Genomic DNA, 22657 nt, shown 5'->3' with positions numbered 1-22657 from the left:
AAATTACTTGATAGTTTCGCTGTTAGACTTGAAGAAACGGACTTTTTTGCCGTCTTCGAATCTAAAGCCTACACGGTCAGCCTTGCCGGTTGCCGCGTTGAAGAGAGCAACGTTAGAAACCTGAATTGCAGCTTCTTTTTCAACGATGCCGCCTGGTTGGTTCAGGGCCGGAACCGGCTTCTGATGTTTCTTAACCAGGTTGATACCTTCAACAATGACCTTGCCGGAAGACAGGACATTTTTTACTTTACCGCGCTTACCTTTATCTTTACCGGTTAACACGATAACTTCGTCATCACGACGGATTTTCGCTGCCATGATTCGCTCCTTAGAGTACTTCTGGTGCCAGAGAGATAATTTTCATGAACTTCTCATTACGCAGTTCACGAGTTACCGGCCCAAAAATACGCGTGCCGATTGGCTGCTCACTGTTATTATTTAAAATAACGCATGCATTGCCATCGAAGCGAATGACAGAACCGTCCGGGCGACGAACACCCTTCTTGGTGCGCACCACTACCGCTTTCAGCACATCGCCTTTCTTCACCTTACCGCGAGGAATTGCTTCCTTGATGGTAATTTTGATGATGTCGCCGACGCCTGCGTAGCGACGGTGCGAGCCACCCAGAACCTTGATACACATTACGCGACGTGCGCCGGAGTTGTCGGCCACGGTCAGCATAGTCTGTTCTTGGATCATTTCAGTGCTCCGCTAATGTCAACTACTACTTCGGGACCTGGAAATCAGGTCGTTAAAAAGCCCCATAAACGAGGGCGCGGCATTATAACACCGGTTCCAGGATATGGGTAGAAAAAATAAACGGCTCATCGCTGAGCCGTTTATTTGTTTGAGAAAGGGTACTGTATTACAGAACCGCTTTCTCTACAACGCGAACCAGCGTCCAGGACTTAGTCTTGGACAGCGGACGGCATTCGCGGATTTCAACCACGTCACCAATACCGCATTCGTTGTTCTCGTCATGTACGTGCAGTTTGGTCGTACGCTTGATGAATTTCCCGTAGATCGGGTGCTTCACAACACGTTCGATGGCAACAACAATGGATTTCTCCATTTTGTCGCTGACAACGCGACCTTGCAGAGTACGGATTTTATCGGTCATTACGCACCCGCCTTCTGAGTCAGTAAAGTCTTAACACGTGCAACATCACGACGAACCTGCTTCAGCAGGTGAGTCTGTTGCAGCTGGCCACTTGCAGCCTGCATGCGCAGATTGAACTGCTCACGCAGCAGGTTCAGCAGCTCGGTGTTCAGCTCTTCGACGCTCTTTTCACGCAGCTCTTTTGCTTTCATTACATCACCGTCTTAGTTACAAAGGTGGTTTTGATAGGCAGTTTTGCTGCTGCCAGCTTGAAGGCTTCACGGGCCAGCTCTTCAGGTACGCCGTCCATTTCATACAGGACTTTACCTGGCTGGATCAAGGCAACCCAATACTCCACGTTACCTTTACCTTTACCCATACGCACTTCAAGCGGCTTTTCGGTGATCGGTTTGTCCGGGAATACACGGATCCAGATCTTACCCTGACGCTTAACTGCACGGGTCATTGCACGACGTGCTGCTTCGATCTGACGGGCAGTCAGACGACCACGGCCAACAGCTTTCAGACCGAAAGTGCCGAAGCTAACATCCGTACCCTGCGCCAGACCACGGTTGCGGCCTTTGTGCACTTTACGGAATTTTGTACGCTTTGGTTGTAACATCAGCGACTCTCCTTACTTACGGCCTTTACGCTGCTGCTTTTTAGGTTGAGCAGCCGGTTCCGGTTGTTCAACAGCAGCCATACCACCCAGGATCTCACCTTTGAAGATCCATACCTTAACGCCGATTACACCATAAGTGGTGTGCGCTTCAGAGGTGTTGTAGTCGATGTCAGCACGCAGAGTGTGCAACGGCACGCGACCTTCACGGTACCATTCGGTACGTGCGATCTCGGCGCCGCCCAGACGGCCGCTAACTTCAACTTTGATACCTTTAGCGCCCAGACGCATTGCGTTCTGTACAGCACGCTTCATCGCACGACGGAACATCACACGACGCTCCAGCTGAGAAGTGATGCTGTCAGCAACCAATTTTGCGTCCAGTTCAGGTTTACGAACTTCGGCGATATTGATCTGTGCAGGAACGCCAGCGATATCCGCTACGACCTTGCGCAGTTTTTCTACGTCTTCACCTTTCTTACCGATAACGATACCTGGGCGAGCGGTGTGAATGGTCACACGGATGCTCTTAGCAGGACGCTCGATAACGATACGAGATACAGACGCCTTAGCCAGTTCCTTAGTCAGGTACTGACGTACTTTAAAATCGCTGTCCAGGTTGTCAGCGAATTCTTTGGTGTTCGCAAACCAGGTTGAGTTCCATGGTTTTACAATACCCAGGCGAATACCATTAGGATGTACTTTCTGACCCATTGCTAGTCTCCAGAGTCTCAGCGATCGGACACAACCACAGTAATGTGGCTGGTGCGCTTCAGGATGCGATCTGCACGACCTTTTGCACGAGGCATAATGCGCTTCATGCTAGGGCCTTCGTCTACGAAGATTTTCGCGACTTTCAGATCGTCAATGTCAGCGCCATCGTTGTGTTCAGCGTTAGCAATGGCAGATTCCAGTACTTTCTTAACCAATACAGCCGCTTTCTTATTGGTGTAGGTCAGAATATCCAGAGCCTGCGACACTTTCTTACCGCGAATCAGGTCAGCAACAAGGCGAACCTTCTGAGCAGAAGAACGAGCATGGCGATGTTGAGCTAAAGTTTCCATCTCTTCCTCCTACCTTATTTCTTCTTCGCTTTTTTATCAGCAGCGTGGCCGCGATAAGTACGAGTCGGTGCGAATTCACCCAGTTTGTGACCGACCATTTCGTCGGAAACAAAGACTGGAACGTGCTGACGACCATTATGGACAGCGATGGTCAAACCGATCATGTTAGGAAAGATCGTTGAACGACGGGACCAAGTGCGCAGGGGCTTCTTGTCACCGCTTTCCACCGCTTTCTCTACCTTCTTCAGCAAGTGCAGGTCAATAAAAGGACCTTTCTTGAGAGAACGTGGCATGGCTTATCCTCTAAAATTATTTGCTACGGCGACGTACGATAAATTTATCAGTACGCTTGTTGCTGCGGGTCTTCTTACCTTTGGTCTGAACGCCCCACGGGGATACCGGGTGCTTACCAAAGTTACGACCTTCACCACCACCATGTGGGTGATCGACTGGGTTCATCGCGGTACCGCGAACGGTAGGACGAACACCACGCCAGCGAGCAGCACCTGCTTTACCCAGAACGCGCAGCATATGCTCAGCGTTGCCAACTTCGCCCAGGGTAGCGCGGCAGTCAGCTTCGACTTTACGCATTTCACCGGAGCGCAGGCGCAGGGTAACGTAAGCACCATCACGAGCAACGATCTGCACGTAGGTACCAGCGGAACGAGCCAGCTGACCGCCTTTACCTGGTTTCATTTCTACGTTATGAACGGTAGAACCAACCGGGATATTGCGCATCGGCAGGGTGTTACCCGCTTTGATTGCAGCATCAACGCCAGACTGAATCTGGTCGCCAGCTTTCAGGCCTTTAGGGGCCAGGATGTAACGGCGTTCGCCATCTTTGTACAGAACCAGCGCGATGTTCGCGGAACGGTTCGGATCGTACTCAAGACGTTCAACAACTGCCGGGATACCATCTTTGTTGCGTTTAAAGTCAACAATACGGTATGCCTGCTTGTGACCACCACCGATATGACGGGTAGTGATACGACCATTGTTGTTACGGCCACCGGATTTGCTGTTTTTTTCCAGCAACGGAGCAAAAGGCTTGCCCTTGTGCAGCTCAGGGTTAACCACTTTAACTACGTGGCGACGACCCGGAGATGTCGGTTTACATTTAACAACTGCCATTGTCTTTCTCCTCCGACTTACTCAGCGCCGCCGACGAAGTCCAGATTCTGGCCTTCCTTCAGGGTGACGTAAGCTTTTTTCCAGTCGCTACGACGACCAACACGCTGTCCGTGACGTTTAGTTTTCCCTTTAACTACCAGGGTGTTAACGTCTTTTACTTCAACTTCGAACAGCTTCTGTACAGCAGCAACGATCTCTGCTTTGGTCGCGTCAGTCGCAACTTTGAGTACGATGGTGTTGGTTTTTTCCATCGCGGTAGACGCTTTTTCAGATACGTGCGGCGCGCGCAGTACTTTCAGCAGACGTTCTTCACGGATCATGCCAGCATCTCCTCAACTTGCTTAACTGCTTCCGCAGTCATAACGACTTTGTCGAAGGCGATCAGGCTAACTGGGTCGATTGCAGCTACATCGCGCACGTCAACCTTATGCAGGTTACGAGCAGCCAGGAACAGATTCTCATCCAGTTCACCGGTCACGATCAGCACATCTTCCAGAGCCATATCTTTCAGTTTCTGAGCAAGCAGCTTGGTTTTCGGTGCTTCAACAGAGAACTGCTCAACAACGATCAGACGATCCTGACGTACCAGTTCGGACAGGATGCTTTTCAGCGCGCCGCGGTACATCTTTTTGTTAACTTTTTGACTGTGGTCCTGCGGGCGAGCAGCGAAGGTTACGCCACCGGAACGCCAGATCGGGCTCTTGATAGAACCAGAACGCGCACGGCCGGTACCTTTCTGGCGCCACGGCTTTTTGCCGGAACCAGTTACTTCAGCACGGGTCTTCTGAGCACGAGTACCCTGACGGGCGCCTGCTGCATAAGCAACAACAACCTGGTGTACCAGCGCTTCGTTGAAGTCACGACCGAAGGTAGTTTCGGAAACAGTCAGCGCGCTTTGCGCGTCTTTCAATACTAATTCCATTGCTATCCCCTTACGCCTTCACAGCTGGTTTAACGATCAGGTCGCTACCGGTTGCACCCGGGACCGCACCTTTCACCAGCAGCAGGTTGCGCTCAGCGTCAACACGTACTACGTCCAGGCTCTGAACAGTGACACGTTCGTTACCCAGCTGGCCTGCCATTTTCTTGCCTTTGAACACTTTGCCCGGAGTCTGGTTCTGACCGATAGAACCCGGAACGCGGTGAGACAAGGAGTTACCGTGGGTAGCGTCCTGGGTACGGAAGTTCCAGCGCTTAACGGTACCTGCGAAACCTTTACCTTTAGAGGTACCGGTTACGTCAACTTTTTTAACGTCAGCAAACAGTTCAACGCTAATGTCCTGACCTACGGTGAACTCTTCGCCTTCAGCAAGACGGAATTCCCACAGACCACGGCCAGCTTCAACGCCAGCTTTAGCGAAGTGACCAGCTTCCGGCTTGGTTACACGGTTAGCTTTTTTAGCACCAGTGGTCACCTGAACAGCACGGTAGCCGTCGTTAGCCAGGTCTTTAACCTGAGTAACACGGTTTGCTTCTACTTCGATTACGGTTACTGGGATAGAAACGCCGTCTTCAGTGAAGATACGGGTCATACCCACTTTTTTACCGACTAAACCAATCATTGTTTCAACCTCTCAATCGTCAATGACCTGATTAACCCAGGCTGATCTGCACGTCTACACCGGCAGCCAGATCCAGACGCATCAGAGCATCAACGGTTTTCTCAGTTGGCTCAACGATGTCAACCAGACGCTTGTGAGTGCGGATCTCGTACTGATCACGCGCGTCTTTGTTGACGTGCGGGGAGATCAGAACGGTAAAGCGCTCTTTGCGGGTCGGCAGCGGGATCGGACCACGGACTTGCGCACCAGTGCGCTTAGCAGTCTCGACGATTTCCGCAGTTGATTGATCGATCAGACGATGATCAAACGCTTTAAGGCGGATACGGATTCTTTGGTTCTGCATGAGACCAGAGCTCCAATTATTTTATAGACGAAAAAAATTACTACTCACATCCATTACGATTGATGGAGGAGTGTAATCGTTCATACATAGTCCCCCAATTGGGGACATTGTTTGATAGCAACTGAATTGCTTCGACTGACTGCTATCAGGGTTCATATTGAACCAGCGGTCTATTAAGACAGCCCGCGCATTATACGGGTTTCAAGGCAGCTTGCAAGTCATATGGGTTGAAATTTCACCGGCATCCTGCATTTAGTGAGTTTCATGCCTTACCTTCCCTATATCTTCGAGGCATTGCGCATTATCACACGCCAAATTAGAAGGTTGATAGGTTTAGCCAGCACACCCGCGTAGCATCCGAGGGCTTAATCCTCAGCGGGATAAAAAGATGATACTGACCGACATACAGATCGCCTGGCTACTCCCCGTCGCTGCGTTGCTCTATTTTTGCCTGGCTCTGGCGCTAAGCTTAAGTGATTTCAAAACCATGCTTCTACCAGACAGACTTACCCTACCCTTACTGTGGCTGGGATTGTTGTTTCATAGTCTGGTTAACCCCCACCATGTTCATCATGCCGTATTCGGCGCGATAGCCGGCTACCTCTTCCTGTGGGTTATCTTTCAAGTATTCCGTTATGCTACCGGCAAAGAAGGATTAGGTTATGGTGATTTCAAACTGCTGGCGGCAATTGGAGCCTGGAGCTACTGGCAGCATCTGCCTGTCATCGTCGCTTTGGCATCTTCCCTGGGCATCGCTTATGCAGGAATACTTTATCTGATCGGGTACCGTGACAGCGCTGAAATGCCTTTTGGCCCCTGGCTTGCGCTCTCAGGATGGGGGAATTTTTGCTGGCAGGTATTTGGATAAGGTTTCAAAGAAGACAGAGGGAAATCCCTCTGCCTTGATCATACGGGGTTACTCTTCGCGTATCTGGGCCTGCAGGTAGTTCTGAATGCCCAGCTTCTGAATGAGGTCCAGTTCCGTTTCGAGCCAGTCGATATGGCCTTCTTCATCGGCCAGAATTTCGATCATCAGGTCACGGCTAACATAATCATGCACTTTATCGGCATAGGCGATGGCTTCACGCAAATCCTTTGCACCCTCCAGTTCCAGCCTCAGGTCAGAGCGAAGCATTTCTTCGACATCCTCCCCAATACCCAGCTTGCCGAGGTCCTGCAGATTTGGAATGCCTTCGAGGAAGAGAATACGTTCGATGTACTTATCGGCGTGCTTCATTTCATCGATGGACTCGTGGTACTCAACGTCGTTCAGACGTTTTAATCCCCAGTTTTTGAACATGCGGGCATGCAGAAAATACTGGTTAATCGCGACAAGCTCGTTTCCCAATAATTTATTGAGATAATTTATTATCTTAACATCACCTTTCATTTTGACATCCTCCGCTTCCACTTATTGAAGCGTAGATGTCACAGGGTGTAAGTCAAAAAAATGAGCGTGTTTTAAGCGATCTCTTTAAATTCCGGGATCTGCATCAGTTCGTCTTGCATGATTTCACGCGCCTGTCGAACGCACTTCCCGCACTGATTTCCCACCGGGATAAACTTTCTAAGTTGCTGAAAAGACTGCGGGTGATGTTGTCGCACCGCCTGACGAATTGTCTTATCGCTTACACCGTTACACAAGCAAACGTACATGATCACTCCCGCTCAAAAACTGCGCAAATTGTAAATGAGAATGATTGGCTTTACAAGGAGTACGGCGGGGCAGAAGACAGAGAATGGTAATCAAATGCAAAAACTGATGCCAACTGCAGTAAGCGATCGCTTTCGCTGGCAAACAGCAAAGTTCAAACATAAAAAAGGGCATCCTAAGATGCCCTTTTCACTATTGCATTAAAGTATCAGAGGATTAGCTCAGAACTTTTGCAACAACACCAGCGCCAACGGTACGGCCGCCTTCACGGATTGCGAAACGCAGACCGTCGTCCATCGCGATTGGGTGAATCAGGGTAACAACCATTTTGATGTTGTCGCCTGGCATTACCATCTCTACGCCTTCTGGCAGTTCGATGGTACCGGTCACGTCAGTTGTACGGAAGTAGAACTGTGGACGGTAGCCTTTGAAGAACGGAGTATGACGGCCGCCTTCGTCTTTGGACAGGATGTACACTTCAGATTCGAACTTGGTGTGTGGCTTGATTGAGCCTGGCTTAGCCAGTACCTGACCACGTTCGATTTCTTCACGTTTGATACCACGCAGCAGAACACCTACGTTCTCACCAGCACGGCCTTCGTCCAGCAGTTTGCGGAACATTTCAACGCCGGTACAGGTAGATTTCGCAGTATCTTTGATACCAACGATTTCAACTTCTTCACCTACTTTAACGATACCGCGCTCTACACGACCAGTAACAACGGTACCACGACCGGAGATGGAGAATACGTCTTCGATTGGCAGCAGGAACGGCAGGTCGATTGCACGTACTGGTTCTGGGATGTAAGAATCCAGGAAGCCAGCCAGTTCAACGATTTTAGCTTCCCACTCAGCTTCGCCTTCCAGCGCTTTCAGAGCAGAACCACGGATGATTGGGGTGTCATCGCCTGGGAAGTCGTACTGAGACAGAAGTTCACGCACTTCCATTTCAACCAGCTCCAGCAGCTCTTCGTCATCAACCATGTCGCATTTGTTCAGGAACACGATGATGTAAGGAACGCCAACCTGACGACCCAGCAGGATGTGCTCACGGGTCTGAGGCATAGGGCCGTCAGTCGCAGCAACAACCAGGATAGCGCCGTCCATCTGAGCAGCACCGGTGATCATGTTTTTCACGTAGTCGGCGTGCCCTGGGCAGTCAACGTGCGCGTAGTGACGAGTCGGGGTGTCGTACTCAACGTGGGAGGTGTTGATGGTGATACCACGAGCTTTTTCTTCTGGTGCGTTATCGATCTGGTCGAATGCACGAGCAGAACCACCGTAGGTTTTAGCCAGAACGGTAGTGATTGCAGCGGTCAGAGTGGTTTTACCGTGGTCAACGTGGCCGATAGTACCAACGTTAACGTGCGGTTTTGTACGTTCAAATTTTTCTTTAGACACGGCTATATTCCTTACTATTGTGCCCTCCCCTTGTGGAGAGAGCACGGGATCATTGTGTTAAAAGCGTTGGCTTATTTGCCACGAGCTTCGATTACGGCCTGAGCAACGTTGTTAGGTGCGTCATCATACTTCAGGAATTCCATGGAGTAAGATGCACGACCTTTGGTCAGAGAACGCAGCTGAGTTGCGTACCCGAACATTTCAGACAACGGAACTTCAGCATGAATCTGTACGCCAGTAGCGTTAGATTCCTGGCCTTTCAGCTGACCACGACGACGGCTAAGGTCACCGATAACGTCACCGGTGTTCTCTTCCGGAGTTTCAACTTCAACCTTCATGATAGGCTCAAGCAGAACTGGTTTAGCTTTCTTAAAGCCATCTTTGAAGGCAATAGAAGCGGCCAGTTTAAACGCCAGTTCGGAGGAGTCAACGTCATGGTAAGAACCGAAGTGCAGACGCACGCCGAGATCAACAACCGGGTAACCCGCCAGTGGACCAGATTTCAGCTGCTCCTGGATGCCTTTATCAACGGCAGGGACGTATTCGCCAGGAATTACGCCGCCTTTGATGTCGTTGATGAACTCGTAACCTTTAGGGTTAGAGCCCGGCTCCAGTGGGTACATGTCGATAACAACATGACCGTACTGACCACGACCACCAGACTGCTTGGCGTGTTTACCTTCGATATCGGTAACTTTAGCGCGAATCGCTTCGCGGTAAGCAACCTGAGGTTTACCGACGTTCGCTTCAACGTTGAATTCACGCTTCATACGGTCAACGATGATGTCGAGGTGCAGTTCACCCATACCGGCGATGATGGTCTGGTTAGATTCTTCATCAGTCCATACGCGGAATGATGGGTCTTCTTTAGCCAGACGGCCCAGAGCCAGACCCATTTTTTCCTGGTCAGCTTTGGTTTTTGGTTCAACGGCGATGGAGATTACCGGCTCTGGGAATTCCATACGCTCCAGAATGATAGGCGAATCTGGATCACACAGGGTGTCACCAGTAGTTACGTCTTTCAGACCGATAGCAGCCGCGATGTCGCCTGCGCGAACTTCTTTGATCTCTTCACGTTTGTTAGCGTGCATCTGAACGATACGGCCAAAGCGCTCACGAGCAGCTTTAACGGAGTTCAGCACGGTATCACCGGAGTTAACAACGCCGGAGTAAACGCGGAAGAAGGTCAGGTTACCAACGAACGGGTCAGTGGCGATTTTGAATGCCAGAGCAGCAAACGGCTCGTCGTCAGTTGCGTGACGCTCAGCCGGCGTGTCTTTACCGTCATCCAGAATACCGTTGATTGCCGGTACGTCGGTTGGTGCTGGCAGGTAATCGATTACCGCATCCAGCATCGCCTGAACACCTTTGTTCTTAAATGCAGAACCACAGGTAACCAGGATGATTTCGTTGTTCAGAACGCGCTGACGCAGAGCTTTCTTGATTTCTTCCTCGGACAGCTCTTCGCCGCCCAGGTATTTTTCCATCAGCTCTTCAGAGGCTTCTGCAGCGGACTCGATCAGGTTCTGGTGCCATTCGTCAGCCAGGTCCTGCATGTCAGCTGGGATATCTTCGTATTCGAAGGTAACGCCCTGATCTGCATCGTTCCAGTTGATGGCTTTCATTTTCACCAGGTCGATAACGCCGGTGAAACCTTCTTCAGCACCAATCGCCAGCTGAAGCGGAACAGGGTTCGCGCCCAGACGGGATTTGATCTGGCCTACAACTTTCAGGAAGTTTGCACCCATACGGTCCATTTTGTTAACGAACGCGATGCGTGGAACTTTGTATTTGTTAGCCTGACGCCATACGGTTTCAGACTGTGGCTGAACACCACCAACTGCGCAGTAAACCATTACTGCACCGTCAAGAACACGCATGGAACGTTCTACTTCGATGGTGAAGTCAACGTGCCCTGGGGTGTCGATGATGTTTACGCGGTGCGGTTCATACTGCTTAGCCATACCAGACCAGAATGCAGTAGTTGCAGCGGAGGTAATGGTGATACCACGCTCCTGCTCCTGCTCCATCCAGTCCATGGTTGCAGCGCCGTCATGAACTTCACCGATTTTGTGGTTTACACCGGTGTAGAACAGAATACGTTCGGTAGTCGTGGTTTTACCGGCGTCGATGTGTGCACTGATACCGATGTTACGGTAGCGTGCAATGGGTGTTGTACGAGCCATTTGATTCCTCTATATCCTGGGACGTTCAAGTTAAGTAACCCAAAGCGGGCAGCTTCATGAAGCGCCCGCTTGGGTAACACTACGAAGGATTTATTACCAACGGTAGTGAGCGAACGCCTTGTTGGCTTCAGCCATACGGTGAACGTCTTCACGTTTCTTCACTGCAGTGCCTTTGTTTTCTGCAGCATCAGACAGTTCATTCGCCAGGCGAAGAGCCATGGATTTATCACCGCGTTTACGAGCAGCTTCAACGATCCAACGCATTGCCAGAGCATTACGACGAACCGGACGAACTTCAACTGGAACCTGGTAAGTAGAACCACCTACACGGCGGGACTTAACTTCGACGGTCGGACGGACGTTGTCCAGAGCGACTTCGAAAGCTTCCAGCTCGTTTTTACCAGAACGCTGAGCCAGGGTTTCCAGCGCGGTATAAACGATAGATTCTGCAGTAGATTTTTTACCATCTACCATCAGGATATTTACAAATTTAGCCAGCAGCTCTGATCCGAACTTAGGATCCGGCAGAATTTTACGCTGACCAATCACGCGACGACGTGGCATAGGAATACTCCGTTGTTAATTCAGGATTGTCCAAAACTCAAAGAGTTTATTTTGACATTAATTTAAAACGTTTGGCCTTACTTAACGGAGAACCATTAAGCCTTAGGACGCTTCACGCCATACTTGGAGCGAGATTGCTTACGGTCTTTAACGCCGGAGCAGTCAAGCGCACCACGAACAGTGTGGTAGCGAACACCTGGCAGGTCTTTAACACGACCACCACGGATCAGGATCACGGAGTGTTCCTGCAGGTTGTGACCTTCACCGCCGATGTAGGAGGTGACTTCAAAACCGTTAGTCAAACGCACACGGCAAACTTTACGCAGTGCGGAGTTTGGTTTTTTAGGAGTGGTGGTATATACACGGGTACATACACCACGTTTTTGCGGGCAAGCTTCCAGCGCAGGCACGTTGCTTTTTGCAACTTTGCGTACGCGTGGTTTGCGAACCAGCTGGTTAACTGTTGCCATTAAATAGCTCCTGGTTTTAGCTTTTGCTTCGTAAACACGTAATAAAACGGCCTCATATAATATGAGGACGCAGAATTTTAGGGCTGAGCCGAAAAGGTGTCAAGAAATATACAGCGATCCGCCCTCACCAGGCGAACTGCTGGCTATGTTTTATCGTTAATCTGACGAAGTCAGTATAGCCGACACGCTCAATTTTGGATGAAATTTGAGCAGAGAGGCCACGAGCCTCAACATCTTCTTGCAGAGCGCTAACAGTAATGGGGGCGGAAAGCAGTAATTCAAGCGCCCGGCTGCCATTCAGCGCGGCAATCACGCCGTCTTCAATCAGCAGTAAATCGTCACCAGGCTGGGCATAACGCAGAATCTCGGTGATATCACACTGGAAGGGCGACTGACGTAAGGTATGCAGCATAGGAGCCTCAGAAGGTAAGTACCACATCGTACTGATTCAGTTTTTCCCGAAGCACATCAGGCTCAAGCGCTTCCGCATCGATAACCCAGGATGCCTGACCCGAAAGCCCTCTTTCCCTTACTGAGGCAGCGCAAAGGAAACACTGCTCAATATCGTACAGCGGCAAAATGCGGAAAGTGGCAATGTAATCCCTGCCCAGCACTTTGGCAGGCTGTTGCCCCGGCAGCAGCTGTAGAACGCCATCGCCAACAAAGAACACGCCGATATCTTCTGACAGGGCCGACGTCGACAATAATGCATCCAGCCCTTCCCGGCCAGCCGTGCAGCCGTGCGGCGCCGATCGAAAAACAAAAGCGACACGTTTCATTAGAACTGCACCATTCTTTCGCAGGTAAGCGCGGATTCTGCCAGCGCCCCGAGGCCACTAAGCGTAAAGCCAGGCTGGAGATTACTCACCTTGAGCCCCAAAGATTTGGCCTGCTCTTCATCGGTCACACCGCGACGCAATGCCGCAGCCACGCAAATATGCAGTGCCACACCGTGCTGCGCGCTCAGCCTCTGCCACTCGCGAACAAGATCAACTTCGTCGCTTGCCGGGGCGGTCAGCTGATTGGCGTTATAAATCCCTTCACGGTAGAAAAAAACGCTCTCCAGCGAGTGTCCTTCCGCCAGCAACGCCCGGGCAAACAGCAATGCACTGCTTGCCTGCTGCGTCCCATAAGCCGGGCCAGTAACCATCAAGGCAAAACGCATTACTTATCCTGACCGAGGAAGTCGCCGTTTTTGAACTGGCGAATGTAGAGATAAACGGTGTGTTTGGAAATGTTCAGCCGATCGGCAACCTGGTTGATGGCATCTTTGATGTCGAAGATCCCTTTTTCATAGAGGTTGAGCACTATCTGGCGGTTCTTGGCGTTATTTGAGACGTTACGATCGGCATTCACTTCTTCAATCGTGAATTCCAGCGTTTGCATCACCAGATCCTCCACGGAGGACGCAAAGTTTACCGAAGACGGCACTTCCTGATCCTGAGTTTCCGGTGGAATAAAGGTCGACATGATCTGGGAGAACGGCACGTCGAGGTTCATGTTAATGCAAAGCAAACCAATCACACGCTGGTCGCGGTTGCGAATCGCAATCGTCACCGACTTCATCAGAACGCCGCTTTTTGCGCGAGTGAAGTAGCATTTAGAGACGCTGCTGTCGGCCCCGGTCATATCGTGCAGCATGCGCAAGGCCAGATCGGTAATTGGCGAGCCTATTTTTCGCCCGGTATGCTCACCATTAGCGATACGAATAGCTGAACATTTCAGGTCCTGCAGGGAGTGCAGAACGATTTCGCAATGGGAGCCAATCAGCATCGCTAACCCGTCCACGACCGCTTCATAGGATTTTAATATTTCGAAGTCGGTTTGTTCAAAAGGACGCTGGTCCAGCAAATCAAGTTCACTGGTTTCGTTGGTTAAAAGCGAATTGGACATGAAAAAATACCACCCTCTCAGATTGATGACAAACGTCCGGACAACGGGGTTCTCGGGCGTTTGGGGTAAATCAGCAGACTTCGTCCATTATTTTTATTGCTGCAAATTGAGCGTGTTATGGATAAAAGACGTTGCCAGCAATTTACTCTAAAGAGAGCCTGTCGCGCTTTGATGGTGTCAGGGCAGACTCATACTCGGTTGAAACGCTGCCCGCTAAGGTAATACAACGTAAGATGTGCTTTCCAGTCTTTATTCTCCTCATTACGCGTGGGGGGAATAAACGCTGGTGCCAAAAACAAAACCGCCGCCCGGTGGGCGGCGGCTCAAACGACCTGCTAATTACTTGCTTTTGGCTGCGTCAGCGGCTTTAGCATCTGCAGCAGCGGCTGGCTTAGCGTCAGCTTTTGGCGCTTGTTTAATGTCCAGCAGTTCAACTTCAAACACCAGCGTAGAGTTGGCAGGGATCCCCGGCACGCCGGTTTTGCCATAAGCCAACTCTGGTGGAATAACCAGCTTGATCTTGCCGCCTTTCTTGATGTTTTTCAGGCCTTCAGTCCAGCCTGGGATCACGCCATCAAGACGGAAGGACAGTGGCTCACCGCGGGTATAGGAGTTATCAAACTCTTTACCGTCGATCAGCGTACCTTTGTAGTTAACCACAACGGTATCGGTATCCTTCGGCGCATCACCGGTACCGTCTTTCTCAACTTTATACATCAGGCCGGTAGAAGACGTTTTAACGCCTTTCTCTTTGGCGAAAGCATCACGGAAGGCTTTACCTTTGTCCGCGTTCTCTTTAGCGTCTTTCTCCATTTTCTCCTGAGCGGAGGCTTTTACGCGAGTCTCGAACGCCTGCAGAGTCTGTTCGATTTCCTGGTCAGACAGTTTGCTCTTATCCGCAAACGCATCCTGTACGCCCGCGATCAGCTGAGCCTTGTCCAGGGTGATCCCCAGTTTCTCCTGCTCTTTCAGGGAGTTTTCCATGTAACGCCCGAGCGATGCGCCTAATGCATAGGCGGCTTTCTGGTCGTCGTTCTTAAAGGCCGCTTTGCTGTCAGCCTGAGCCGCAGGTGCATCTTTCGCTGCAGCAGGCGCCGCAAAAGCAGGGGCATTAAGGGCAACGGCCATTGTGGTCGCCAGAAGCGTTACTTTAAATAATGATTTCATCCATCTCTCCAAGGGCCGGGGCCTCTCACCCCAGGGTTTCAAATAAGCTAAGTGACGTACTATAACGTCGTGAAAGAAATCTACACAATCTCTCAGCGAGTTATCGAGTCAAATTGAGATTCTTTTTGTTTAAAGAAGTTTCCTTCAACGTGCTTCTGCGCTGTAAAGCTGGGTCATTTTCAGTAAAATCACCGCATATTGTCCATCGCGCAGGCAAAAGAGGAACCGCCATGCACACTAAATCCACCGAACAACGGCTGGAAGATCTCGAGAGTCGTCTTGCCTTTCAGGAGATTACGATTGAAGAGCTGAACCAGACCGTGACGGCGCACGAGCTTGAGATGGTCAAACTTCGCGAGCATTTCCGTCTGCTGGTTGAAAAGCTCAAGGCCAGCCAGCCGTCGATGATCGCTTCAGAGTCCGAAGAGACGCCGCCGCCGCATTACTGAATAACAGACGTAAAAAAGGCCGCTAATGCGGCCTTTTCTCTTTCACAGCGATCAGTGGCAACCACAGCCGCCGTTACCGCAACCACCTTTACCATGCTCGTGACCATGGTCGTGATCGTGGCCGTGACCACCGCAGCAACCCTCGTGATCGTGGTCGTGATGATGGTCGTGCTCACCGTGAACGTGGCCATGGGCCAGCTCTTCAGCGGTCGCTTCGCGGATAGCAACAACTTCCACGTTGAATTTCAGGTTCTGGCCGGCCAGCATGTGGTTACCGTCAACCACAACGTGCTCGTCTTCCACTTCGGTAATTTCGACCGGCACTGGGCCCTGATCGGTTTCCGCCATAAAGCGCATACCAACCTGCAGCTCGTCAACGCCCATGAAGACGTCTTTCGGTACGCGCTGCACCAGGTTTTCGTCGTACTGACCGTAAGCGTCGTTCGCGCCCACTTCAACGTCAAACTTGTCGCCAACTTCGTGACCATCCAGCGCCGTTTCCAGGCCAGAAATCAGGGAGCCGTGACCGTGCAGGTAGTCCAGCGGCGCGCTCACCGGAGACTCATCGACCAACACACCGTCTTCTGTACGTACCTGATAGGCCAGGCTGACCACCAGGTCTTTTGCTACTTTCATGATATCTCCTGAACGAGCGTAGGGAAAAAACTGGCGCCGATTGTAGCGGAAATCTGCGCCGCTGTACCCTCTAGCTTAAAAAAAGCTGCTCCATCTCGCTAGTCGGGATGAAAAATCCCTATCACTTGCTCCTGCTCGCGAACGTGCTCGCGAACCTGCTTGTCGGCCTCTCGCATCTGATGGCCACACTTTACGCACTCAACGATATCAACGTTGTTCTCGCGCCACAGCGCGAGAGAATCCTTAGCCTGGCATTTGGGACAAACGGCCCCGGCAATAAAACGCTTACGCACTGACATTGGCTTCACCCTTATTCAAATTCGTCCCAGCCGTCCAGCTGCCGACGCTCTTGCTGCATTTCACGTTCAAAAATATCTTCCAGCTCACGCCGGGCTTCCCGCACCCTGGAAATCTGCGCACTGTCCGTGTGAATTGGCATCAGTTCACGCAGCATACGCATATCCAGTCGGCGGAAATGTAATTGAGCCCGGTGCGCCTGGTGAGGATGCATACCCAGCGTGAGCAAGGCCTTACGCCCAAGTTCAAGGGCGCTGGAGAAGGTTTCACGCGAGAACAGTTTAACGCCGGCCTGCAACAATTCATGTGCCTCAACGCGGCCGCGAGCACGCGCCAGTATGGCAAGATGTGGAAAGTGTTGTTGACAGAGATGGACTATCCGCATCGTATCTTCCGGCTCATTGCAGGTGATAACAATGGATTTGGCCTCTTCCGCTCCCGCCGAACGCAACAGTTCCACTTCCGTCGCATCGCCGTAATACACCTTATAACCGTATTTTCTCATCAGGCTTACGGCGCTGATATCCCGTTCAAGAACGGTGATACGCATCTTATTCGCCATCAACAGGCGGCCTATCACCTGACCAAAACGCCCAAATCCGACGATGATAACCTGCGGATGATCGTCCTCAACGTAAGGCGTCTCTTCTGTTTCCTCGCCCGGATTAAAGCGCCGGGCAAGAATCGCATCCACACCTTTCATCAGCAGCGGCGTGGTCATCATCGACAGCGTAACCGTGACCAGCAGCAGCGGCATTTGATCGCCCTGGAACAGCTTCTGTGAGGCCGCCGCGGAAAACAGCACGAAGGCAAACTCTCCGCCCTGGCTTAGCACGCCCGCAAACTGCAGCCGCTCAGAGCTACGCAAACCATACACCCGCGACAGGCCATACAAAATGGTGGCTTTCACCGCCACCAGCGCAACCACGCTCACTGCAATCCACAGTAAATGGGTGAACAAAACGCCCAGATTCAGTGCCATGCCAACAGAGATAAAGAACAGCCCCAGCAGCAGGCCTTTGAACGGATCGATAGCAATCTCAAGCTCGTGGCGATATTCACTTTCCGCCAGCAGCACGCCAGCCAGAAACGTTCCCAAGGCCATAGAAAACCCAAGCGCATCCATAAACAGCGCCGAGCCAAGGACCAGCAACAACGAAGCCGCGGTAAAGACTTCACGCACCCCGGACCCGGCAATAAAGCGGAAAACCGGGCGAAGCAAATAGCGCCCGCCCAATAGCATGCCGATAAACGCCAACGCCTTCAGGCCGACTTTAATCCAGTCGGTATGATCGTCGCCGTTCCCGGCCAGCAGCGGCACCAGCGCCAGCGCCGGGATCACCGCCAGATCCTGGAACAGAAGGACCGAAAAGCCTAGCTGACCGGATTCGCTGCGGTTCATGCTTTTATCGCGCATCAGCTGCAGCGCCATCGCTGTGGAAGACATCGCAAGGCCGATGCCGCCCACCACTGCCGCCTGCCAGGAAAAATTCGTCAGCATCAGCAGGCCCGCGAGCACCACCGCGCTGAGAATCACCTGCGCCGCCCCAACGCCAAAGATAGAGCGCCTCAGTTGCCATAGCTTCGACGGATTCAGCTCCAGCCCGATGATAAACATCAGGAACACCACGCCCAGTTCGGAGAAATGCAGGATTTCATCAACATCGCTGATAAACCCTAAGCCCCAGGGGCCAATAGCGATACCTGCCAGCAAATAGCCCAGCACGGCGCCGATGCCTAAACGTGCGGCAACCGGGACAGCAACAACCGCCGCGAAGAGAAACAACACCCCCGCCAACAGTAAATCAGAACCTTCCATCAGCGGCCTCCCATCGGCAACGGATTCGCCAGCCACTCACCATAAGCTTTCGCGTGGCTTTGCAGCTCCGGCTTAGACTGGCGGCGAGCCCAGTAAACGATAATCGGCATCAGCCAGTGCATCTTGCACATCGCCGCGGTGAGCTCAAAAGGTCGTAAAATTTCGGTTAAGGGGAAGCGGTTATAGCCGTCATAGCGATAGGCCCCTTCCGGCTCGCCGGTGGTGATCACACTGCGCCAGTACTTTCCCGCCAGCGCGTTGCCTCCGATGCCGCTGGCAAAGTCCCGGCTTAGGACGCGATCCATCCACTCTTTCAGCAACGCAGGGCAGCTGTAGGTATAAAGAGGGTGTTGAAAAACAATGACATCGTGCTCCAGCAGCAATGACTGTTCGTGATAAATATCGATAAAGAAATCGGGATAGTGCGCGTAGAGATCGTGCACGGTCACATTTTCAAGCTGCAGAGCCGGCTGAAGCAAAACCCGGTTAGCCACCGAGTCCTGGGATTCCGGATGGGCATACAGCAGCAAAACTTTCGGCGGCTGCGACATCATTACCCTCCAGGGCGTCGTCATAGTCATTATTTTGGGCTACCATGCAGCCCGACCTGTTGCCCAGGCGACATGTTAACGAATTACAATGACAATTTAACATACTCTGAACATACGGCGCTTTATGATTGTTTTCTCCTCGTTACAAATTCGTCGCGGCACCCGCGTTCTGCTGGATAACGCCACCGCCACCATCAACCCCGGGCAAAAAGTCGGCCTGGTGGGTAAAAACGGCTGTGGAAAATCCACGCTGCTGGCGTTGCTGAAAAACGAGATAAGCGCCGATGGCGGGAGCGCAAGCTTTCCCGGCAACTGGCAGCTTGCCTGGGTGAATCAGGAAACACCAGCCCTTGCGATGCCGGCGATAGAGTATGTGATCGACGGCGACCGTGAATTCCGCAAGCTGGAAGCCGAGCTAGACGTCGCCAACGAACGCAACGACGGTCACGCCATTGCGCTGGTTCACGGCAAGCTGGACGCGGTCGATGCGTGGACCATTCGCTCACGCGCCTCCAGCCTGCTGCACGGTCTGGGCTTCAGCAATGAACAGCTGGAACGCCCGGTAAGCGATTTCTCGGGCGGCTGGCGCATGCGTCTTAACCTTGCCCAGGCGCTCATTTGCCGTTCCGACCTGCTGCTGCTCGATGAACCAACCAACCACCTCGATCTGGACGCGGTCATCTGGCTGGAGCGCTGGCTGAAAAGCTACCAGGGTACCCTGATTCTTATCTCTCACGACCGGGACTTCCTCGATCCGGTGGTCGATAAAATTATCCACATCGAACAGGAAAATATGTTCGAGTACACCGGCAACTATTCGTCATTTGAGATCCAGCGCGCAACTCGCCTGTCTCAACAGCAGTCGATGTACGAAAGCCAGCAGCAAAAAGTGGCCCACCTGCAAAGCTTTATCGATCGCTTTAAAGCTAAAGCGTCCAAAGCCAAGCAGGCGCAGAGCCGCGTGAAAATGTTGGAGCGCATGGAGCTGATTGCCCCGGCTCACGTCGATAACCCGTTTCACTTCAGCTTCCGTGCGCCAGAAAACCTTCCCAATCCACTGCTGAGGATGGAAAAGGTCAGCGCAGGCTACGGTGAGCGAGTGATCCTCAACTCCATCAAGCTGAACCTTGTTCCTGGCTCGCGTATTGGCCTGCTGGGCCGAAACGGGGCGGGGAAATCCACGTTAATCAAACTGCTGGCCGGTGAATTGCAGCCGCTGCAGGGTGACATTGGCCTGGCCAAAGGCATCAAGCTCGGCTACTTCGCCCAGCATCAGTTGGAATACCTGCGCGCCGATGAATCGCCGCTTCAGCATCTGGCTCGTATTGCCCCACGCGAGCTGGAACAGCAATTGCGTGACTATCTGGGCGGCTTTGGTTTCCAGGGCGATAAAGTCACGGAACAAACGGCGCGTTTCTCCGGCGGTGAAAAAGCCCGGCTGGTGCTGGCGCTGATTGTCTGGCAGCGCCCTAACCTGCTGCTGCTCGATGAACCGACGAACCACCTCGATCTCGACATGCGCCAGGCGCTGACCGAAGCGCTAATCGACTTTGAGGGCGCGCTGGTTGTGGTTTCGCACGACCGCCACCTGCTGCGCTCCACCACGGACGATCTCTACCTGGTGCACGACGGCAAAGTGGAAGCTTTCGATGGCGACCTCGAGGATTACCAACAGTGGCTGAGCGACCTGCAAAAACAGGAGAATCAGCCCGCGGAATCAGCGAAAGATAACGCCAACAGCGCCCAGGCCCGCAAGGACCAGAAGCGCCGTGAAGCCGAACTTCGCACCCAAACTCAGCCGCTGCGCAAGCAAATTACCCAGCTTGAAAAGCAGATGGAAAAGCTGAACGCTCAGCTTGCAGAAGTAGAAGAGAAGCTGGCAGACAGCGCTATCTACGACCAGAGCCGTAAAGCCGAGATGAACGAATGCCTGCAAACGCAGGTAAAAGTGAAGTCGGCGCTGGAAGAGTGCGAGATGGAATGGCTGGATATTCAGGAACAGCTTGAACAGATGCTGCAGGCCGACTAAACGCGAACGTTTCCCTCTCCTCGCGAGGAGAGGGTTTGCCCTCAACGCCAGATAAGCAGCACGCAGGCGGCGGTTAACACGCCCATGCTGACGTTGAAAATAGCCCAGGAGCGACGGCTGCGCAGGAACAGGCCAATCAGGCTGCCAAAGGCTATCCAGATAACCCCGGCCACAATGTTCACCAGCGCAATCCCTACGCTAATCATCGCCACGGAATGCAGGTAGGCTGCGCCCGCCAGGCTGAAACTGGCTACCGCACCCAGCGCCATCAGCCACGCTTTAGGGTTAATCACCTGCAGCAGGCCACCTTGCCAGAAAGGTACCGGAGACGGCGGGGCCGCATCCGTTTCCAGGCGCTCGTATTTCGCGGTGCCAATTTTCCAGGCTAGCCACAAAAGGTAAACGCTCCCGGCAATCTTCAGGATAAGGTGCAGAGCGGGGTAAAGTAGGATTAAGCTGCCTACGCCGAAGGCAACAAGCACTAAAATGCACTGCATCCCAAGCATGATGCCAATCATCAGCGGCAGGCTGCGGAAGAAACCGTAATTCGCCCCGGATGCGGTAAGTAGCGTATTATTAGGGCCAGGTGTGATGGCGGCGACCCAGAGAAAGCCCAGCATCGAAAGAAAAAGCGTTAAGTCCATGAATTGGGTGCTCCACACCCGAAGAATAATTAGCGAACTAAACGAAACTAACAGTGTGATATGGCCAGTACAAGTCCTTTAGAATTGAATATTCATCATGATGAAGGTGACGATTTCCGCCCGATGCGCGGACTCAGTAACCCGCATCTGCAAACCATGATCCCACGTTTGATTCGTCGTCGAATCAATTTCAAACCCCACTGGCAGCGGCTGGATATGCCGGACGGGGATTTCGTCGATCTTGCGTGGAGCGAAGATCCGCAAACCGCTATGCACAAACCTCGCCTGGTCGTGTTTCACGGACTCGAAGGCAGCCTCCACAGCCCGTATGCTCACGGTATGATAGAAGCGGCGAAAAAACGCGGCTGGCTGGGCGTGGTGATGCATTTTCGCGGCTGCAGCGGCGTGCCGAACCGTAAAGAACGCATTTATCACTCCGGCGAAACCGAAGACGGTACTTACTTCCTCGAATGGTTAAACCAGCGCTACGGTGAAGTCCCCACCGCCGCAGTTGGTTTTTCGCTGGGTGGGAACATGCTCGCCTGCCTGATGGCAAAACAGGGCGCTGCCTGCACGCTGAAAGCCGGCGTGATTGTTTCCGCCCCGCTGATGCTTGAGCAGTGTTGCTACCACATGGAGCAGGGCTTCTCGCGCGTCTATCAGCATTACCTGCTGAATCTGCTGAAGAAAAATGCCGCCCGTAAGCTGAAGAGCTACCCTGGCTCGCTGCCAATCGACCTCCGCAAGCTGAAAAACCTGCGCCGCATTCGCGAGTTCGATGACTTAATTACCTCGAAGATCCATGGCTTTGCCGACGCGCTGGACTACTATCGCCAGTGCAGCGCCATGCCGCTTTTACCGGAAATTGCCGCTCCGACGCTGATTATTCACGCCAAAGACGACCCGTTTATGGATCACCACGTCATCCCGGATCGCGAAACGCTGCCGCCCAATATCCACTACCAGCTCACGACTTACGGCGGCCACGTTGGCTTTGTCGGCGGGACTCTGCTGCGCCCACAGATGTGGCTTGAGCAGCGCATTCCCGACTGGCTAACCCGCTTCCTGGACCACTGAA

At 52.4% G+C, this 22657-nt stretch carries 33 protein-coding genes; 4 read left to right on the top strand and 29 right to left on the bottom strand.

The window, feature by feature from the left end; translation table 11 throughout:
• Window positions 1-3 precede the first annotated feature (3 nt).
• The 13 genes from rplX to rpsJ all read right to left on the bottom strand — a co-directional run bounded on the left by rplX (window position 4) and on the right by rpsJ (window position 5819).
• Window positions 4-318 carry a 50S ribosomal protein L24 gene (gene rplX, locus AAIE02_RS21665; protein WP_007724317.1) on the bottom strand — a complete coding sequence of 105 codons (315 nt, stop codon included), beginning with the start codon at window positions 316-318 and terminating at the stop codon, window positions 4-6.
• Between the two features lie 10 nt (window positions 319-328).
• A complete protein-coding gene (gene rplN / locus AAIE02_RS21660) occupies window positions 329-700 on the bottom strand; it encodes a 50S ribosomal protein L14 (protein ID WP_008457164.1) in 372 nt (123 codons plus the stop codon).
• Between the two features lie 166 nt (window positions 701-866).
• Entirely contained in the window at window positions 867-1121 is a 255-nt protein-coding gene (rpsQ, locus tag AAIE02_RS21655; protein ID WP_008457160.1) for a 30S ribosomal protein S17, read from the bottom strand.
• Window positions 1121-1312 (bottom strand): 50S ribosomal protein L29, encoded by a 192-nt coding sequence (gene rpmC, locus AAIE02_RS21650; RefSeq protein ID WP_008457158.1) that lies wholly within the window; start codon window positions 1310-1312, stop codon window positions 1121-1123. Before rpmC ends, rpsQ begins: the two co-directional genes overlap by 1 nt.
• A complete protein-coding gene (gene rplP / locus AAIE02_RS21645; RefSeq protein WP_002438716.1) occupies window positions 1312-1722 on the bottom strand; it encodes a 50S ribosomal protein L16 in 411 nt (136 codons plus the stop codon). Before rplP ends, rpmC begins: the two co-directional genes overlap by 1 nt.
• 12 nt (window positions 1723-1734) lie before the next feature.
• Window positions 1735-2433 (bottom strand): 30S ribosomal protein S3, encoded by a 699-nt coding sequence (rpsC, locus tag AAIE02_RS21640; RefSeq protein ID WP_006817277.1) that lies wholly within the window; start codon window positions 2431-2433, stop codon window positions 1735-1737.
• A 17-nt stretch (window positions 2434-2450) separates the two neighbouring features.
• The gene (gene rplV, locus AAIE02_RS21635; RefSeq protein WP_002919773.1) at window positions 2451-2783 is read right to left on the bottom strand and encodes a 50S ribosomal protein L22; all 333 of its coding nucleotides are present in this window, start codon (window positions 2781-2783) and stop codon (window positions 2451-2453) included.
• A 14-nt stretch (window positions 2784-2797) separates the two neighbouring features.
• The gene (gene rpsS / locus AAIE02_RS21630; RefSeq protein WP_001138115.1) at window positions 2798-3076 is read right to left on the bottom strand and encodes a 30S ribosomal protein S19; all 279 of its coding nucleotides are present in this window, start codon (window positions 3074-3076) and stop codon (window positions 2798-2800) included.
• A 16-nt stretch (window positions 3077-3092) separates the two neighbouring features.
• Entirely contained in the window at window positions 3093-3914 is an 822-nt protein-coding gene (rplB, locus tag AAIE02_RS21625) for a 50S ribosomal protein L2 (RefSeq protein WP_008457150.1), read from the bottom strand.
• A 17-nt stretch (window positions 3915-3931) separates the two neighbouring features.
• A complete protein-coding gene (gene rplW / locus AAIE02_RS21620; RefSeq protein WP_008457148.1) occupies window positions 3932-4234 on the bottom strand; it encodes a 50S ribosomal protein L23 in 303 nt (100 codons plus the stop codon).
• Window positions 4231-4836, bottom strand: coding sequence for a 50S ribosomal protein L4 (gene rplD, locus AAIE02_RS21615; RefSeq protein ID WP_008457145.1), 606 nt, complete (start codon window positions 4834-4836; stop codon window positions 4231-4233). Before rplD ends, rplW begins: the two co-directional genes overlap by 4 nt.
• A gap of 10 nt (window positions 4837-4846) precedes the next feature.
• Complete coding sequence (gene rplC / locus AAIE02_RS21610; protein ID WP_006178923.1) at window positions 4847-5476, bottom strand: 50S ribosomal protein L3; 630 nt, start codon at window positions 5474-5476, stop codon at window positions 4847-4849.
• Between the two features lie 31 nt (window positions 5477-5507).
• Window positions 5508-5819, bottom strand: a complete 312-nt coding sequence (gene rpsJ, locus AAIE02_RS21605; protein WP_001181005.1) for a 30S ribosomal protein S10 — start codon at window positions 5817-5819, stop codon at window positions 5508-5510.
• Between the two features lie 388 nt (window positions 5820-6207).
• On the opposite strand from rpsJ, the gene AAIE02_RS21600 reads away from it, so the two are divergent.
• The gene (locus AAIE02_RS21600; RefSeq protein ID WP_336983137.1) at window positions 6208-6687 is read left to right on the top strand and encodes a prepilin peptidase; all 480 of its coding nucleotides are present in this window, start codon (window positions 6208-6210) and stop codon (window positions 6685-6687) included.
• A 48-nt stretch (window positions 6688-6735) separates the two neighbouring features.
• Here the strand turns inward: AAIE02_RS21600 and bfr are convergent, their stop codons facing one another.
• From bfr to fkpA, 11 genes are all read right to left on the bottom strand, one after another.
• A complete protein-coding gene (gene bfr, locus AAIE02_RS21595; RefSeq protein ID WP_166996004.1) occupies window positions 6736-7209 on the bottom strand; it encodes a bacterioferritin in 474 nt (157 codons plus the stop codon).
• Between the two features lie 71 nt (window positions 7210-7280).
• Window positions 7281-7475 (bottom strand): bacterioferritin-associated ferredoxin, encoded by a 195-nt coding sequence (bfd, locus tag AAIE02_RS21590; RefSeq protein ID WP_008457135.1) that lies wholly within the window; start codon window positions 7473-7475, stop codon window positions 7281-7283.
• A 214-nt stretch (window positions 7476-7689) separates the two neighbouring features.
• Window positions 7690-8874: an elongation factor Tu gene (gene tuf / locus AAIE02_RS21585; protein ID WP_038478205.1), complete on the bottom strand. Its 1185-nt coding sequence runs from the start codon at window positions 8872-8874 to the stop codon at window positions 7690-7692.
• A gap of 71 nt (window positions 8875-8945) precedes the next feature.
• Window positions 8946-11060 (bottom strand): elongation factor G, encoded by a 2115-nt coding sequence (fusA, locus tag AAIE02_RS21580; RefSeq protein WP_008457107.1) that lies wholly within the window; start codon window positions 11058-11060, stop codon window positions 8946-8948.
• A gap of 93 nt (window positions 11061-11153) precedes the next feature.
• Entirely contained in the window at window positions 11154-11624 is a 471-nt protein-coding gene (gene rpsG, locus AAIE02_RS21575) for a 30S ribosomal protein S7 (protein ID WP_008457106.1), read from the bottom strand.
• A gap of 95 nt (window positions 11625-11719) precedes the next feature.
• Window positions 11720-12094 carry a 30S ribosomal protein S12 gene (rpsL, locus tag AAIE02_RS21570; RefSeq protein WP_008457105.1) on the bottom strand — a complete coding sequence of 125 codons (375 nt, stop codon included), beginning with the start codon at window positions 12092-12094 and terminating at the stop codon, window positions 11720-11722.
• A 124-nt stretch (window positions 12095-12218) separates the two neighbouring features.
• Entirely contained in the window at window positions 12219-12506 is a 288-nt protein-coding gene (tusB, locus tag AAIE02_RS21565; protein WP_166994595.1) for a sulfurtransferase complex subunit TusB, read from the bottom strand.
• 7 nt (window positions 12507-12513) lie between these two features.
• Window positions 12514-12873 (bottom strand): sulfurtransferase complex subunit TusC, encoded by a 360-nt coding sequence (gene tusC / locus AAIE02_RS21560; protein ID WP_498533239.1) that lies wholly within the window; start codon window positions 12871-12873, stop codon window positions 12514-12516.
• Entirely contained in the window at window positions 12873-13259 is a 387-nt protein-coding gene (gene tusD / locus AAIE02_RS21555) for a sulfurtransferase complex subunit TusD (RefSeq protein ID WP_336983134.1), read from the bottom strand. The genes tusC and tusD overlap by 1 nt, the downstream gene beginning before the upstream one ends.
• On the bottom strand, window positions 13259-13987 hold the full coding sequence (locus AAIE02_RS21550) for a helix-turn-helix transcriptional regulator (RefSeq protein ID WP_008457101.1): 729 nt from the start codon (window positions 13985-13987) through the stop codon (window positions 13259-13261). The genes tusD and AAIE02_RS21550 overlap by 1 nt, the downstream gene beginning before the upstream one ends.
• 339 nt (window positions 13988-14326) lie before the next feature.
• Window positions 14327-15154, bottom strand: a complete 828-nt coding sequence (gene fkpA, locus AAIE02_RS21545) for an FKBP-type peptidyl-prolyl cis-trans isomerase (RefSeq protein ID WP_008457100.1) — start codon at window positions 15152-15154, stop codon at window positions 14327-14329.
• A 230-nt stretch (window positions 15155-15384) separates the two neighbouring features.
• Between fkpA and AAIE02_RS21540 the strand changes: the two genes are divergently transcribed.
• A complete protein-coding gene (locus AAIE02_RS21540; protein WP_008457099.1) occupies window positions 15385-15603 on the top strand; it encodes a protein SlyX in 219 nt (72 codons plus the stop codon).
• A 51-nt stretch (window positions 15604-15654) separates the two neighbouring features.
• Here AAIE02_RS21540 and slyD read toward each other — a convergent pair whose 3' ends face one another.
• The 4 genes from slyD to kefG all read right to left on the bottom strand — a co-directional run bounded on the left by slyD (window position 15655) and on the right by kefG (window position 18906).
• Window positions 15655-16239, bottom strand: coding sequence for a peptidylprolyl isomerase (slyD, locus tag AAIE02_RS21535; RefSeq protein ID WP_008457098.1), 585 nt, complete (start codon window positions 16237-16239; stop codon window positions 15655-15657).
• 98 nt (window positions 16240-16337) lie between these two features.
• Window positions 16338-16538 (bottom strand): YheV family putative zinc ribbon protein, encoded by a 201-nt coding sequence (locus AAIE02_RS21530; protein ID WP_016538480.1) that lies wholly within the window; start codon window positions 16536-16538, stop codon window positions 16338-16340.
• 11 nt (window positions 16539-16549) lie between these two features.
• Window positions 16550-18355: a glutathione-regulated potassium-efflux system protein KefB gene (gene kefB, locus AAIE02_RS21525; RefSeq protein ID WP_008457096.1), complete on the bottom strand. Its 1806-nt coding sequence runs from the start codon at window positions 18353-18355 to the stop codon at window positions 16550-16552.
• Complete coding sequence (kefG, locus tag AAIE02_RS21520; RefSeq protein ID WP_008457093.1) at window positions 18355-18906, bottom strand: glutathione-regulated potassium-efflux system ancillary protein KefG; 552 nt, start codon at window positions 18904-18906, stop codon at window positions 18355-18357. Before kefG ends, kefB begins: the two co-directional genes overlap by 1 nt.
• A gap of 124 nt (window positions 18907-19030) precedes the next feature.
• Here kefG and AAIE02_RS21515 point away from each other — a divergent pair, with 124 nt between their 5' ends.
• Window positions 19031-20935, top strand: a complete 1905-nt coding sequence (locus AAIE02_RS21515; RefSeq protein ID WP_336706432.1) for an ABC transporter ATP-binding protein — start codon at window positions 19031-19033, stop codon at window positions 20933-20935.
• 41 nt (window positions 20936-20976) lie between these two features.
• On the opposite strand, the gene AAIE02_RS21510 is transcribed toward AAIE02_RS21515, so the two are convergent.
• Complete coding sequence (locus AAIE02_RS21510; protein WP_008457089.1) at window positions 20977-21579, bottom strand: LysE family translocator; 603 nt, start codon at window positions 21577-21579, stop codon at window positions 20977-20979.
• Window positions 21580-21639: 60 nt separating this feature from the next.
• On the opposite strand from AAIE02_RS21510, the gene AAIE02_RS21505 reads away from it, so the two are divergent.
• Window positions 21640-22656, top strand: a complete 1017-nt coding sequence (locus AAIE02_RS21505; RefSeq protein ID WP_498533238.1) for a hydrolase — start codon at window positions 21640-21642, stop codon at window positions 22654-22656.
• The last annotated feature ends 1 nt before the right edge of the window (window position 22657 follow it).

It is taken from the genome of Cedecea sp. Ae19-4 (genome assembly GCF_059801165.1).
This window is presented reverse-complemented; position numbering and strand designations above follow the sequence as displayed.